This window comes from Serinicoccus kebangsaanensis (genome assembly GCF_008919445.1).
Taxonomy (GTDB): domain Bacteria; phylum Actinomycetota; class Actinomycetes; order Actinomycetales; family Dermatophilaceae; genus Ornithinicoccus; species Ornithinicoccus kebangsaanensis.
In genome coordinates this window covers 102,568-117,260 of record NZ_VSLG01000001.1, presented here as the reverse complement: position 1 = coordinate 117,260, position 14,693 = coordinate 102,568, and the positions used below count along the sequence as shown (strand labels likewise).

Below are 14,693 nucleotides of genomic sequence, written 5' to 3'. Positions count from 1 at the left end.
CGCGCGGTGCGCCGGAGGGACTAAGGTCGGGGGTATGCCGCAGCCCTCCCCCGGGCTGCTCGGACCACACGCCTTCCGTAGCGTCAGGAGATGAACGAGTGAGCACCTCCACCGAGAACTACACCGCGGGTCGGGACGACCAGCTCGCGAGGCCCATCTGCTCCCAGGTCGGCTGGACCGACGCCGACGTGCGGGCGGTCGACACCGTCCGGCTGCTGGCGGCCGACGCGGTCGAGAAGTGCGGCAGCGGTCACCCGGGCACGGCGATGAGCCTGGCCCCCCTCGCCTACCTGCTCTACCAGAACGTCATGACGCACGACCCCAGCGACCCGCACTGGTTGGGGCGGGACCGCTTCGTGCTCTCCGCGGGCCACTCGAGCCTGACCCAGTACATCCAGCTCTACCTGTCCGGCTACGGCCTGGAGATCAGCGACCTCGAGGCGCTGCGCACCTGGGGCTCGAAGACTCCCGGCCACCCGGAGGTGCACCACACCGACGGGGTCGAGATCACCACCGGCCCGCTGGGGTCCGGGCTCGCGTCCGCCGTCGGCATGGCGCTCGCCCAGCGCCGGCAGCGCGGCCTGTTCGACCCGGAGGCGCCGACCGGGGAGTCGCCCTTCGACCACCAGATCTGGGTCATCGCCTCCGACGGCGACATCATGGAGGGTGTCTCCTCCGAGGCCTGCTCGCTGGCGGGTCACCAGGAGCTGTCCAACCTCACGGTGATCTACGACCAGAACTACATCTCGATCGAGGACGACACCGACATCTCGTTCAGCGAGGACGTGGCCCAGCGCTACGAGGCCTACGGCTGGGCCACCGAGGTGGTCGACTGGCGCGCCACCGAGCCCTACACGGAGAACGTCGACGAGCTGTATGCCGCGCTCCAGGCGGCCCGGGCGCGCACCGACCGCCCCACCCTGGTGCTGCTGCGCACCATCATCGCCTGGCCCGCCCCCGAGGCGCGGGACACCGGCGCGGCGCACGGCTCCGCGCTCGGTGCCGAGGAGATTTCCGCCACCAAGAAGCTGCTCGGCTTCGACGCGCGCCGCACCTTCGAGGTGGACGACGCGGTCCTCGCGCACGCCCGCGGCGTCGTCGAGCGGGGCCAGCAGGCGCACGCGAGGTGGGACGAGGCATACCAGGCGTGGCGCACCGCCCACCCGGACCGGGCCGAGCTGCTCGACCGGGTCCGGGCGCACGAGCTGCCCGCGGGCCTGGACGACGCCCTGCCCACCTTCCCGGCCGACGAAAAGGGGATGGCGACCCGCAAGGCGTCCGGCGAGGTGCTCACCGCGCTGGCCGACGTCATGCCCGAGCTGTGGGGCGGCTCCGCCGACCTGGCCGGCTCGAACAACACCACGATGAAGGGTCAGCCCAGCTTCGTGCCGTCGTCCAAGTCGACCGACATGTTCCCCGGGGACGAGTACGGCCGCACGTTGCACTTCGGCATCCGCGAGAACGGCATGGGCATGATGCTCAACGGCATCTGCCTCGAGGGTCTCACCCGCCCCTACGGCGGGACGTTCCTCACCTTCTCCGACTACATGCGTCCCTCGCTGCGGCTGGCCGCGATACAGGAGGTCAACCCGGTCTACGTGTGGACCCACGACAGCATCGGGCTCGGGGAGGACGGCCCCACCCACCAGCCGGTGGAGCACCTGGCCGCGCTGCGCGCCATCCCCGGCCTGGACGTGGTCCGCCCGGCGGACGCGAACGAGACGGTGGTCGCGTGGCGGACCGTGCTCGGGATCACGGACAACCCCACCGCTCTCGTCCTGACCCGGCAGAACGTCCCCACCTTCTCCCGCTCGGACATGGCGTCCGCGGACGGCGTGGCCCAGGGTGGCTACGTCCTCGTCGACGCGACCGGTGGGGCGCCGGACGTGATCCTCGTCGGCACCGGCTCGGAGGTGCAGCTGGCGGTGGAGGCACGCACCGCGCTGGAGGCCGAGGGCATCCGCACCAGGGTGGTCTCCATGCCGTGCCGCGAGTGGTTCGACGCCCAGGACGAGGCCTACCGCGAGCAGGTGCTGCCGGCCGCCGTCCGCGCCCGGGTCAGCGTCGAGGCGGCGGTCACCCAAGGCTGGCGCGAGGTGGTCGGGGACCACGGCCGGATGGTGGGGCTGGAGCACTACGGCGCCTCTGCCGCCTACGAGCGTCTCTACTCCGAGTTCGGCATCACCGCCGAGGCGGTCGCCGCCGCCGCCCGCGAGTCGCTGGAGGCGGTTCGCGGGAAGGTCTGAGCCGCAGCGCACGTTCCCCCACACCCACGTCATCGAGGAGATCAGCATGAGCACCGACAGCACGCGCACCACCCTCCACGACCTGGACGACGCCGGCGTCTCGGTCTGGCTGGACGACCTCAACCGACCGATGATCGCCGACGGCGAGCTGCAGGCATACGTCGACCGCGGGGTGCTGGGGATCACCACCAACCCGACGATCTTCGCCGCCGCGCTCGCCGAGGGCGACTCGTACGGCGACCAGGTGGCCGCGCTGGCCGCCGACGGCGCCGACGTCGACGCCGCGGTGTTCGCGCTGACGACGCAGGACGTGCGGAACGCCTGCGACGTCCTGCGCCCCGTCTACGACCGCACCGACGGCGAGGACGGCCGGGTCTCGATCGAGGTGGACCCGCGGCTGGCGAACGACACGGCGGCCACCGTCGAGGTCGCGAAGCAGCTCTGGGCCGAGGTCGACCGCCCGAACCTGTTCATCAAGATCCCGGCCACGGTCGAGGGTCTGCCCGCCATCTCCCAGGTGCTTGCCGAGGGGATCAGCGTCAACGTCACCCTGATCTTCTCGCTGGACCGCTACCGCGGGGTGATGAATGCCTACCTCACCGGTCTGGAGCAGGCCCGCGAGCGGGGCCAGGACCTGTCCTCGATCCGCTCGGTGGCCAGCTTCTTCGTCTCCCGGGTGGACTCCGAGATCGACTCCCGCCTGGAGAAGATCGGCACCGAGGAGGCGATGGCCCTGCGGGGCGAGGCGGGACTCGCCAACGCCCGCCTGGCCTACCAGGCCTTCGAGGAGGTCTTCGGCACCCCGCGGTGGCAGAACCTCGCCGACGACGGGGCCACGCTGCAGCGTCCGCTGTGGGCCTCCACCGGGGTGAAGAACCCGGACTACTCCGACACCATGTACGTCACCGGACTGGTCGCGCCGCACACGGTCAACACCATGCCCGCCAAGACGCTGGAGGCCACCGTCGACCACGCCGAGCTGCAGGGCGACACCATCACCGGGGGGTATGCCCAGGCGCAGCAGGTCCTGGACGACCTGGAGCGGGTGGGTGTCTCCTACGCCGACGTCGTGGACCAGCTCGAGACCGAGGGCGTCGACAAGTTCGAGGCCTCCTGGAACGAGCTCCTGGGCACCGTCCAGGACGAGCTGGACAAGGCAGGGTCCCGATGAGCACGCTCGCCGTCCAGGCGCTGGGAGCCGCCGCGGACGCCGTCGAGCACCACCTGGGCTCCCTCGTCTCGGACGCGGTGGCGTCGCGGCTCTTCGCCCAGGACGCGACCCTGTGGGGCCCGGACGCCGAGGCCGAGGCCTCGATCCGGCTCTCCTGGGTGGGCCTGCCCCGCAGCTCCCGCCCGTTGGTGGGCGAGGTCGAGGCGTTGTCGGAGGAGCTGCGGGAACGCGGCGTGGACCGCATCGTGCTGTGCGGCATGGGCGGGTCCTCGCTGGCGCCGGAGGTGATCACCGGCACCGCCGGCAGGCCGCTGGTCGTGCTGGACAGCTCCGACCCGGACATGGTGCGGGCCGCGCTCGCGGAGGGCCTGGAGCGCACCGCCGTCGTGGTCTCCTCCAAGTCCGGGTCGACCCTGGAGACCGACAGCCAGCGGCGCGCCTTCGTGCACGCGTTCACCGAGGCCGGCATCGACCCCACGGAGCGGATCGTCATCGTCACCGACCCGGGCAGCCCGCTGGACGAGCAGTCCCGGGCCGACGGGTATCGCGTGGTCAACGCCGACCCGGACGTGGGTGGTCGGTACTCCGCACTCACCGCCTTCGGACTCGTCCCCTCGGGGCTGGCCGGCGTCGACGTCGCAGCACTGCTCGACGAGGCGGAGGAGGTCGCCGACCTGCTGGCCGAGGACGACGAGGCGAACCCGGGGCTGCGGCTGGGTGCCGCCCTGGCGGGCACCGAGCCGCTGCGCGACAAGCTGCTCTTCACCGACGCCGGCTCCGGCATCGTCGGGCTGGCCGACTGGGCCGAGCAGCTCATCGCCGAGTCGACCGGCAAGGAGGGCACCGGTGTGCTGCCGGTGGTCGCACCGACCGGGGACTCCCCGACGCACGGTCTCACCGACCCCTCGGACTGCACCGTGGTCGTCCTCGCGCCCGAGGACGAGGACGGCGGCGCGGGCACGTCGGGGTCGGTCCCGGGCGACTCCGTCGTCGAGGTCTCCGGCTCCCTCGGCGCACAGCTGCTGCTCTGGGAGGTGGCCACCGCCGTGGCCGGCCGGCTGCTGGGGATCAACCCCTTCGACCAGCCCGACGTCGAGAGCGCCAAGAAGGCGGCCCGAGAGATCATGGAAGGCGGGGCCGACACCGCCGGCGAGCCGGCGCTGGCCGACGGTGCCGTCGAGGTCCGCACCGGTGGCGGTGACTGGCTCCCCGCGTCGGCCCAGAGCCTGGACGACGCCGTGACCGCGCTGCTGGACCAGCTGGACCCCGGCCGCGGATACCTCGCGGTGATGGTCTACCTGGACCGGCTCGAGCACGCCGACCTGGCCGAGGTGCAGGCCGCTCTGGTCGAGCGCACCGGCCGGCCGGTGACCTTCGGCTGGGGTCCCCGGTTCCTGCACTCCACCGGGCAGTACCACAAGGGCGGCCCGCCCCAGGGTGTCTACCTGCAGGTGACCGGGTCGCCGAAGGAGGACCTGCCGGTGCCGGGCAAGGACTTCACCTTCGGCGGCTTCATCGCCGCGCAGGCGGCCGGCGACGCGGCGGTGCTCGCCGAGCACGGCAGGCCCGTGCTCCGGCTGCACCTCACCGACCAGGGACAGGGACTGACCCAGCTGCGTAGGGCCCTGTGAGCGGCTCCGCGCCCGCACCTGTCACCGCCGACACCAACCCGCTCCGCGATCCGGACGACAAGCGCCTGCCGCGCATCGCCGGTCCGTGCAGCCTGGTGATGTTCGGCGTCACCGGAGACCTCGCCCGCAAGAAGCTCATGCCGGCGATCTACGACCTGGCCAGCCGGGGCCTGCTGCCCCCGGGCTTCTCGCTGGTCGGCTTCGCCCGGCGGGACTGGGCCGACCAGGACTTCGCCAAGGTCGTCTACGACTCGGTCCGGGAGCACGCACGCACCGAGTTCCGGGAAGAGGTGTGGCGCTCGCTCGCCGAGGGCTTCCGCTTCGTGCCGGGCGCCTTCGACGACCCGGACGCCTTCGAGCTGCTGGCCCGCACCGTGCGCGAGCTGGACGAGGAGCGCGGGACCGGTGGCAACCACGCGTTCTACCTGTCCATCCCACCGTCCTGGTTCGCCGACGTCTGCACCCGGCTCCAGGAGTCCGGCCTGTCCGACCCGCGACCGGGCACCTGGCGGCGGGTGGTGATCGAGAAGCCCTTCGGCCACGACCTGAGCAGCGCCCAGGAGCTCAACGAGATCGTCGAGGGCGTCTTCCCCGCCGACTCGGTCTTCCGCATCGACCACTACCTCGGCAAGGAGACGGTCCAGAACATCCTGGCGCTGCGCTTCGCCAACCAGCTCTTCGAGCCGGTCTGGAACGCCAACTACGTGGACCACGTCCAGATCACCATGGCCGAGGACATCGGCATCGGTGGGCGCGCGGGCTACTACGACGAGGTCGGCGCCGCCCGCGACGTCATCCAGAACCACCTGCTGCAGCTGCTCGCCCTCACCGCCATGGAGGAGCCGGTCGCCTTCACCGCCGACGCCGTGCGGGCGGAGAAGGAGAAGGTGCTGGCCGCCGTCAGCCTGCCGGACGACCTCGACGAGGCGACCGCGCGCGGACGGTATGCCGCGGGCTGGCAGGGGACCGACAAGGTCGGCGGCTACCTGGAGGAGGACGGTGTCGACCCGGACAACCACACGGAGACCTATGCCGCCCTCAAGGTGGACGTGCGCACCCGCCGGTGGGCCGGGGTCCCGTTCTACCTCAGGACGGGCAAGCGGCTCGGCAAGCGGGTGACCGAGATCGCTGTCGTCTTCCGTCGTGCGCCGCACCTGCCCTTCACGTCCACCGCCACCGAGGAGCTCGGGGCCAACGCGATCGTCATCCGGGTGCAGCCGGACGAGGGGATGACCATGCGGTTCGGCTCCAAGGTCCCCGGGAGCCAGATGGAGGTCCGTGACGTGTCGATGGACTTCGGCTACGGCTCGTCGTTCACCGAGTCCAGTCCCGAGGCGTACGAGCGGCTCATCCTCGACGTGCTCCTGGGTGAGCCGCCGCTCTTCCCCCGGCACGAGGAGGTCGAGCAGTCCTGGCGGATCCTGGACCCCGTCATCGAGCACTGGGCCAGCAGCCCCTCCGCACCAGAGGACTACCCCGCCGGGACGTGGGGTCCGAGCGGCTCGGACGAGATGATGCGCCGGGACGGCCGGGAGTGGAGGCTGCCGTGATCGTGGACCTGCCCAGCTCGAGCGCCGCGGACGTGGCCAAGAACCTCGTCCGGCTGCGCAACCAGGTCGGGGCGATGGCGATGGGGCGGGTGCTCACCCTCCTCGTCGTCGTCGACGAGGAGCTCGCCGACGAGGCGGTGGAGGTGGCCAGCGAGGCCACCCGGCAGCACCCCGCGCGCATCCTCGTGGTGGTGAGCGCCAACGCGCGCGGCCGTGGCCGTCTGGATGCCCAGATCCGGGTGGGCGGCGACGCCGGTGCCTCCGAGATCGTCGTGCTCCGACTCTACGGCGACCTGACCCGGCACGGGAGCTCGGTGGTCACCCCGCTGCTGCTGCCCGACTCCCCGGTCGTCGCCTGGTGGCCCGGGAAGGCACCCGCCGACGTCGCCGGCTCCGCACTGGGGCAGATGGCGCACCGGCGCATCACCGACGCGGCGGCCCCCCAGGGGGCGGGTGCCGCGACCCGGCTGCGGCGCCGGGCCAAGCACTACCAGCCCGGGGACACCGATCTCGCCTGGACCCGGATCACCCGGTGGCGGGCCCTGCTCGCCGCGTCGCTGGAGAGCGAACCGTTCGAGACGGTGGACCGCGCCGTGGTGGCCGGGGAGCCGGAGTCCCCCAGCTGCGACCTGCTCGCGGGCTGGCTCGCCTCGTCCCTGCGGTGTCCCGTGGAGCGGGTGCGCACTCCCGTCGGGTCCGGGGTCCAGAGCGTCCGGCTGGTGCGGGCCTCCGGGCCGGTGGATCTGGTGCGGATGGACGCCTCCGGCGACACCGCCACCCTGTCCGTCGTGGGGAGCAGCCCACGCCTGGTGGCGCTGCACACCCCCACCGCCCCCGGCGCGCTGACGGCGGAGCTGCGCCGCCTGGACGCGGACGAGGTGTATGCCCGGTCGCTGTGCACCGGGCTGGCGCAGGTGAAGCGTGGCGGGACCCGCTCAGCGGCCGCCCGGGCAGGGACCTCCCCTGCCGGCCCGGCGGACGTCGACGGCTCCCACAGGGCCGACGTCGGCGGACGGACGTTGACGAAGGTCGACCCACCACCGGACTCGTCCAGCAGCGAGGCCGTCGAGGACGCCGTCCAGGAAGGGCTGGAGGAGCTCTCCCGCACGGACGGGTGACTGCCTAGCGGGACCCTCCGCCCACCCCGCGGGCGCGCATCCGGTCCAGCGCCTCGTCCAGCAGCGCGGCACCGTCGGAGTCGCTGCGACGTTCCTTCACGTAGGCCAGGTGGGTCTTGTACGGCTCGGTCCTGGGAGCCTCCGGAGGGGCAGCGCGGTCCTGGCCGGCGGGCAGCCCGCACCGCGGGCAGTCCCAGGTGTCCGGCACCTCGACCTCGCCGTCCTGGGCGAAGCTGGGCCGTGTCTCGTGGCCGTTCGCGCACCAGAAGCTCACCCGCACGCGGGGGGCGGCATCACCACGCTCGCTCTCCCCCATGGGACCGGAGCCCACCCGGGAGCCGCGGATGGCGTTCGTGTTGACCATGGTGCCTCGTTTCGCGTCGCGGGGAGCGGACAGGGCCAAGGGTACCCCTGCTCCGGTGTCACCCTCCCCCGCAGGGGTGAGGGCCGCGGGTCAGCTGAAACGGACGAGCACGCCCAGCCCGACGATGACCGACACCCAGACCAGGGCCATCGCGACGGTGATCCGGTTGAGGTTGCGCTCGGCCACCGAGCTGCCGCCGAGGCTGCTGCTCATGCCTCCGCCGAACATGTCCGACATGCCTCCACCGCGGCCCTTGTGCATCAGGATGAGCAGCACCAGGAAGCAGCTGGTGATCACCAGCAGGGCGTCCAGGAACCAGCGGACGTACTCCACGTGGGCACACCTCGTCGTCGGGAGAGCGGATGTCTGATGCCCGGGGACCGAGGAGCACCTGGCCCCGGAGCACCAGACAGCCTAACCGACGGGGTGCCGGCTGGCCGAACCGCGCCTCAGCCGGTGGCGCCGGCGTGCTGCTGGTAGCGGCAGATCGAGGCGAAGTCGTCGACCGACAGCGAGGCACCGCCGACCAGCGCGCCGTCCACGTCGGGGCGGTGCATGATCTCGGCGACGTTGCCGGGCTTGACCGATCCGCCGTAGAGCACCCGCAGCGCGCCGGCGACCTCGGCACCCACCACCTCGGCCACCTCGGCACGGATGGCCGCGCACACCTCCTGCGCGTCGTCGGGTGTCGCGACCTCCCCGGTCCCGATGGCCCAGACCGGCTCGTAGGCCACCACGACCCGGCCCACCTGGTCGGCGTCGAGCCCGTCCAGCGCCCCCCGCAGCTGCGTCACGACGTGCTCCACGTGCGTGCCGTCCTGGCGCACCTGCAGCGGCTCCCCGACGCAGAGGATCGGCGTCAGGTCGTGGCGCAGCGCGGCCCGCACCTTGGCGCCGACCAGCTCGTCGGACTCCTCGTGCCCCTCCCGACGCTCGCTGTGCCCGACGACCACGTAGCTGCAGCCCAGCTTGGCGAGGAAGGACCCGGAGATGTCCCCGGTGTAGGCGCCCTCGTCGTGCGGGCTCAGGTCCTGACCGCCGTAGCGCAGCGCCAGCCGGTCCCCCTGGACCAGGGTCTGGACCGAGCGCAGGTCGGTGAACGGCGGCAGCACGACGACCTCGACGGCCGCGTGGTCGTGCTTGCCGTCCCGCAGGGTCCAGTCCAGCTTCTGCACCAGGTGCGTGGCCTGCAGGTGGTCCAGGTTCATCTTCCAGTTGCCCGCCATCAACGGCGTGCGCGGGGGGGCTTGCGTGTCGCCCATCAGTCCTCCAGCACCGAGAGTCCGGGAAGGTCCTTGCCCTCGAGATACTCCAGACTGGCCCCACCACCGGTGGAGATGTGGCTGAAGTCCTCGTCCGTGTGCCCGAACTCGCGCACCGCCGCGGCCGAGTCGCCTCCGCCCACGACGGTGAGGGCACCGGCTGCGGTACGACCGGCGAGGGCCTCCGCGACGGCACGGGTGCCGGACGCGAAGGGCTCCATCTCGAAGGCACCCATCGGGCCGTTCCAGAAGACGGTCCGGGCGTCGGCGAGCTTCTCGGCGAAGAGGCGCTCCGACTCCGGCCCGATGTCCAGACCCATCCGGTCCGACGGCATCGCGTCGGCCGCGACCACCGAGTGCGGGGCGTCCGCGGAGAAGGCGTCTGCCACGACGACGTCGGTGGGCAGCACGATCTCCACGCCACGTTCGGCGGCGGTGTCGAGGTAGCCCTTGACCGTCTCCACCTGCTCCTCCTCCAGCAGGCTGGTGCCGACCTCGTGCCCCTGCGCACGCAGGAAGGTGAAGACCATCCCGCCGCCGATGAGCAGCCGGTCCGCCACCGAGATCAGCGACTCGATGACGCCGAGCTTGTCGCTCACCTTCGCACCGCCCAGGATCACGGCATACGGCCGCGCCGGGTCCTCCCGCAGCGCGCGCATCACCTCGACCTCGTCGGCGACGAGGCCCCCGGCCGCGTGCGGCAGCAGCTGGGCGACGTCGTAGACGGACGCCTGGGCGCGGTGCACGACGCCGAACCCGTCGGAGACGAAGCCGTCGGCCAGCGCGGCCAGCGCCTGGGCGAAGTCGGCGCGCTCCTCGTCGGTCTTCGCGGTCTCACCGGCGTTGAAGCGCAGGTTCTCCAGCACCAGGACGGCACCGTCGTCCAGCGCCTCGACCGCGGAGGCGGCCCGGTCCCCGACCGTCTCCTCCACGAAGGACACGTCGATGTCGTCGTCCAGCAGCTCGTCCAGCCGGGCCGCGACCGGCGCGAGGGAGTACCGCTCCTCGGGGGCACCCTTGGGCCGCCCCAGGTGGGCGCACACGACCACCCGGGCACCGGCACGGGACAGCCGGGTGATGGTCGGGACCGACGCGCGGACCCGCCCGTCGTCGGTGATCTGCTGACCGTCGAGGGGGACGTTCAGGTCGCTGCGCACCAGGATGGTGCGGCCGGCCAGCCCTCCGAGGTCGTCGCTGAGCTGATCGATCGTGCGCATCAGAGCTTGCTGCCCACCAGCGCCACGAGGTCCACGAGCCGGTTGGAGTAGCCCCACTCGTTGTCGTACCAGCCGACCACCTTCACCTGGTCACCGATGACCTTGGTCAGCCCGGAGTCGAAGATGCAGGACGCCGGGTCGGTCTCGATGTCCTTGGACACGATCGGGTCCTCGGTGTAGGTGAGGATGCCCTTGAGCTCACCCTCGGCAGCCTTCTTCAGCGCCGCGTTGACCTCCTCGACGGTGACCTCGCGGGAGGCCTGGAAGGTGAGGTCGGTGGCCGAGCCGGTGGGCGTGGGCACGCGCAGGGCATACCCGTCGAACTTGCCCTTCAGCTCGGGCAGGACCAGGGCCACGGCCTGGGCCGCACCGGTCTTGGTGGGCACGATGTTGAGGGCGGCCGCGCGCGCCCGACGCAGGTCGCCGTGCGGGCCGTCCTGCAGGTTCTGGTCGGCGGTGTAGGCGTGGATGGTCGTCATCAGGCCCTTGACGATGCCGAACTCGTCGTTGAGCACCTTGGCCATGGGGGCCAGGCAGTTCGTGGTGCAGGAGGCGTTCGAGATGATCGTGTGCGCGGCCGGGTCGTAGTCCGACTCGTTCACGCCCATGACGACGGTGATGTCCTCGTTCTTCGCCGGCGCCGAGATGATGACCTTCTTCGCGCCGGCGTCCAGGTGCGCCCTGGCCTTGGTGGCGTCGGTGAAGATCCCGGTGGACTCGACCACGACGTCGGCACCCAGGTCGCCCCACGGGAGGGCCGCCGGGTCCTTCTCGGCGAACGCCTTGAAGGCCTTGCCGTCGACGCTGATCTCGTCCTCGGAGCTGGTCACCTCGCCGTCCAGCCGCCCCAGGATGGAGTCGTACTTCAGCAGGTGGGCGAGGGTCGCGTTGTCGGTGAGGTCGTTGACGCCGACGATCTCGACGTCTGCCCCCGAGGCCAGCACGGCCCGCATGAAGTTGCGGCCGATGCGCCCGAAGCCGTTGATCCCTACGCGAACGGTCATGAAAACCCTTCCTCGATGAGTGGTGCGCGGCCCGCCGGCTGCGGGCCGCCCGTGTCAGACGCCGTCGTCCTCCCACCAACCTAGCGGCCGGGGCAGGCCCGCACCACATCGGCCGTGGCGCGACTCAGTCCTCCAGCATGTCGGGGGTGATGTTGGCCTCGGTGCCCTCGATGCCGAGCTCCTCGGCCCGCTTGTCAGCCATCGCGAGCAACCGGCGGATCCGCCCGGCGACGGCGTCCTTGGTCATCGGCGGGTCGGCCAGCTGGCCCAGCTCCTCCAGGCTCGCCTGCTTGTGCTCGAGCCGCAGGTGCCCGGCCACCCGGAGGTGCTCGGGCACGTCCTCGGCCAGGATCTCCAGCGCCCGCTCGACCCGGGCGCCGGCCGCCACCGCGGCCCGTGCGGACCGCCGCAGGTTGGCGTCGTCGAAGTTGGCCAGCCGGTTGGCGGTCGCCCGCACCTCACGGCGCATCCGACGTTCCTCCCAGGCAAGGACCGCGTCGTGCGCCCCCAGCCGGGTCAGCATGGCACCGATGGCGTCCCCGTCCCGGATCACCACCCGGTCGACGCCCCGCACCTCGCGCGCCTTGGCCTGGATGCCCAGCCGGCGCGCCGCCCCCACCAGCGCCAGGGCCGCCTCCGGCCCCGGGCAGGTGACCTCCAGCGCCGAGGAGCGGCCCGGTTCGGTGATCGAGCCGTGCGCGATGAACGCGCCCCGCCACGCCGACTCGGCGTCGCACACGGCGGCACCGACCACGCGCGGCGGCAGACCCCGCACGGGACGTCCGCGGTGGTCGATCAGCCCGGTCTGCCGGGCGAGGGACTCCCCGTCCGACGTCGCGCGGACGACATACCTCGTCTGCTTGCGGAGCCCGCCGGGGCTCATCACCACGAGCTCGCTGCTCGAGCCGTAGACCTCGGCCATGAAGGTCCGCAGCCGGCGCGCGCTCTGCGCGGTGTCCAGCTCGGCCTCGATGACGATCCGGCCCCCCACGATGTGCAGGCCCCCGGCGAAACGCAGCATGGTCGACACCTCGGCCTTGCGGCAGCAGGTCCTGCTGACGGGGAGCCGGCTGAGCTCGTCCTTCACCTTGGCGGTCATCGCCACGGCAGTCATCCTCCTCGGTCGGCCGGTGGTGGTCTCCGCGGTCGGATCCCCGGACGACCCCGGAAGGCTACCCTCCGGTAGTGGTGCGCCGCTCACAACCCCTGCTCCGTCATCACGTCGCGGTAGGCCGCGGCGAGCCGCAGCGTGTCGTGGACACCAGGTCGTCCCTGCTTCCCGACGGTGGTCAGCACCAGGCTGGCGCCGACCTCGGCGACCGCAGCCTCGAGGGCGGCGCGCTCCGCCGCCGAGCGGGCGACCCTCGGGTCGGCGATGACGTGGTCGAAGGTCAGGTCCGGTGCGTGGGACGCGAGCGCGCCGACGTGCTCGGCGAGGGTGTAGCCGGTCGCCTCGTCGTCGCTGAGGCTGACGTTGAGGGTCAGCATGCGCCGCGCCGGGGTGTCGCAGAGCGCCTGCCGCAGCTCCGGGACGAGCAGGTGCGGCATCACCGAGGTGAACCACGAGCCGGGGCCGAGCACGACCAGGTCCGCCAGCTTGATCGACTCCAGCGCCTCCGGGCACGCCTGCGGAGCCTCGGGGATCAGCCGGATGGAGCGGACCTTGCCGGGGTGGCTGGCCACCGTGGACTGGCCGCGGACCGTGGTCAGCTCGGCCCCCGGCGAGCCGGCGGCAGGGTCCTCGGTCTCCATGACCGCCTCGATCTCGAGCGGCTCCAGCGCCATGGGCAGCACCCGGCCGCGGGTGTTCAGCAGCCGACCGACCAGGTCCAGCCCACGCACGTGCTCCTGCGGGCGCAGGTCCCAGAGCGCCATGATCAGCAGGTTCCCGAGGGCGTGCCCGGACAGCTCGCCCGCCCCACCGAACCGGTGCTGCAGCACCGAGGACCACTGGTGCCCCCAGGCCGTGTCCTCGCACAGCGCGGCCAGGGCCATGCGCAGGTCGCCGGGGGGCAGGATGTCGAACTCCTGCCGGAGCCGCCCGCTCGACCCCCCGTCGTCCGCCACGGTGACCACGGCGGTGATGGCCTCGGTCAGGTGGCGCAACGCCTCGAGCGAGGCGGCCAGCCCGTGCCCGCCGCCGAGCGCCACGACGCGAGGGCCGCTCACTCGCGCCCCAGGTCGCGGTGGAACGTGGACAGCTGCACACCCTGCTCGACGAGGTCGGCGAGCCGCCGGGTCAGCTCGTCGGCGGTCGCGACCGACCGGTGCTTGCCACCGGTGCAGCCCACCGCCACCGTGACGTAGCGCCGCCCCTCGGAGAGGTAGCCCTGGACCGCGGTGCGCAGGAGCTGCTCGGCGTGCTCGATGTAGTCCCGCGCCAGCTCGTGACCGAGCACGAAGTCCCGCACCGCCTGGTCCTGGCCGGTGTAGGGGCGCAGCTCGGGTATCCAGTAGGGGTTGGGGAGGAACCGCAGGTCGAGCACCACGTCGGCGTCCAGGGGGATGCCGTACTTGAAGCCGAAGGCCATGACGGCGAGGCGCAGCCGCACGTCGGCGTCCACGTTGAGGAGGGCGTCGATCTTCGCCGCGAGCTCGTGCACGTTGTAGTTCGACGTGTCGAGCACCAGGTCGGCGTCCGAGCGCAGGTCCCCCAGCATCCGGCGCTCCCTCCGGATGCCGTCCAGCAGCAGCCCTTCCCCCTGCAGCGGGTGCGGTCGACGGACCGCCTCGAACCGGCGCACCAGGGACTCGTCGGAGGAGTCGACGAAGACCACCCTGGGTCGCCACCCCCGCTCGCCCAGGATCTCCAGCGACCCGGCCAGCTCGGAGGTGAAGTCACGGCTGCGGACGTCCACCACGACCGCGACCCGCTGGCGCTGCGGGTCGTCGGCCGTCAGGTCCATCAGCTGCACGATCATGGCCGGCGGCAGGTTGTCCACGACGTACCAGCCGCGGTCCTCCAGGACGTCGCCGGCGGTGGTCCTCCCCGCCCCCGACATGCCGGTCAGGATGACGACGTCGGTGCGGCCGCTGACCTCGGGCGGGACCGGGGGCTGCTCCCCCAGGTCGGATCGCCGTGACGTCACTGCCCTCTCCCATCGGTGCTCGGGCGGCATACCCATCCAGG

13 protein-coding genes are annotated in these 14,693 nt (G+C 72.2%); 5 read left to right on the top strand and 8 right to left on the bottom strand.

Features of this window, described 5'->3' with window-relative positions:
- Positions 1-98: 98 nt before the first annotated feature.
- Genes tkt through FXF60_RS00470 form a run of 5 tightly spaced genes read left to right on the top strand, consistent with a single transcriptional unit; the run spans position 99 to position 7,716 of the window.
- A complete protein-coding gene (gene tkt / locus FXF60_RS00490; protein WP_151523298.1) occupies positions 99-2,246 on the top strand; it encodes a transketolase in 2,148 nt (715 codons plus the stop codon).
- A gap of 46 nt (positions 2,247-2,292) precedes the next feature.
- Positions 2,293-3,417, top strand: a complete 1,125-nt coding sequence (gene tal, locus FXF60_RS00485) for a transaldolase (RefSeq protein WP_151523297.1) — start codon at positions 2,293-2,295, stop codon at positions 3,415-3,417.
- Entirely contained in the window at positions 3,414-5,048 is a 1,635-nt protein-coding gene (locus FXF60_RS00480) for a glucose-6-phosphate isomerase (protein WP_151523296.1), read from the top strand. The genes tal and FXF60_RS00480 overlap by 4 nt, the downstream gene beginning before the upstream one ends.
- Positions 5,045-6,598 (top strand): glucose-6-phosphate dehydrogenase, encoded by a 1,554-nt coding sequence (gene zwf, locus FXF60_RS00475; protein WP_151523295.1) that lies wholly within the window; start codon positions 5,045-5,047, stop codon positions 6,596-6,598. The genes FXF60_RS00480 and zwf overlap by 4 nt, the downstream gene beginning before the upstream one ends.
- Positions 6,595-7,716 carry a glucose-6-phosphate dehydrogenase assembly protein OpcA gene (locus FXF60_RS00470; RefSeq protein ID WP_151523294.1) on the top strand — a complete coding sequence of 374 codons (1,122 nt, stop codon included), beginning with the start codon at positions 6,595-6,597 and terminating at the stop codon, positions 7,714-7,716. Before zwf ends, FXF60_RS00470 begins: the two co-directional genes overlap by 4 nt.
- Positions 7,717-7,720: 4 nt before the next feature.
- Here the strand turns inward: FXF60_RS00470 and FXF60_RS00465 are convergent, their stop codons facing one another.
- The 8 genes from FXF60_RS00465 to rapZ all read right to left on the bottom strand — a co-directional run bounded on the left by FXF60_RS00465 (position 7,721) and on the right by rapZ (position 14,652).
- Positions 7,721-8,080 carry an RNA polymerase-binding protein RbpA gene (locus FXF60_RS00465; RefSeq protein WP_151523293.1) on the bottom strand — a complete coding sequence of 120 codons (360 nt, stop codon included), beginning with the start codon at positions 8,078-8,080 and terminating at the stop codon, positions 7,721-7,723.
- Between the two features lie 90 nt (positions 8,081-8,170).
- Positions 8,171-8,413 carry a preprotein translocase subunit SecG gene (gene secG / locus FXF60_RS00460; RefSeq protein ID WP_130013874.1) on the bottom strand — a complete coding sequence of 81 codons (243 nt, stop codon included), beginning with the start codon at positions 8,411-8,413 and terminating at the stop codon, positions 8,171-8,173.
- A 116-nt stretch (positions 8,414-8,529) separates the two neighbouring features.
- Complete coding sequence (tpiA, locus tag FXF60_RS00455; protein ID WP_151523292.1) at positions 8,530-9,342, bottom strand: triose-phosphate isomerase; 813 nt, start codon at positions 9,340-9,342, stop codon at positions 8,530-8,532.
- A complete protein-coding gene (locus tag FXF60_RS00450; RefSeq protein WP_151523291.1) occupies positions 9,342-10,559 on the bottom strand; it encodes a phosphoglycerate kinase in 1,218 nt (405 codons plus the stop codon). Before FXF60_RS00450 ends, tpiA begins: the two co-directional genes overlap by 1 nt.
- A complete protein-coding gene (gene gap, locus FXF60_RS00445) occupies positions 10,559-11,563 on the bottom strand; it encodes a type I glyceraldehyde-3-phosphate dehydrogenase (RefSeq protein WP_151523290.1) in 1,005 nt (334 codons plus the stop codon). The genes FXF60_RS00450 and gap overlap by 1 nt, the downstream gene beginning before the upstream one ends.
- A 124-nt stretch (positions 11,564-11,687) precedes the next feature.
- Positions 11,688-12,668 (bottom strand): DNA-binding protein WhiA, encoded by a 981-nt coding sequence (gene whiA / locus FXF60_RS00440; RefSeq protein ID WP_151523289.1) that lies wholly within the window; start codon positions 12,666-12,668, stop codon positions 11,688-11,690.
- 92 nt (positions 12,669-12,760) lie between these two features.
- Complete coding sequence (locus FXF60_RS00435) at positions 12,761-13,732, bottom strand: gluconeogenesis factor YvcK family protein (protein ID WP_151523288.1); 972 nt, start codon at positions 13,730-13,732, stop codon at positions 12,761-12,763.
- Positions 13,729-14,652, bottom strand: coding sequence for an RNase adapter RapZ (gene rapZ / locus FXF60_RS00430; protein WP_151523287.1), 924 nt, complete (start codon positions 14,650-14,652; stop codon positions 13,729-13,731). The genes FXF60_RS00435 and rapZ overlap by 4 nt, the downstream gene beginning before the upstream one ends.
- Between the last annotated feature and the right edge of the window lie 41 nt (positions 14,653-14,693).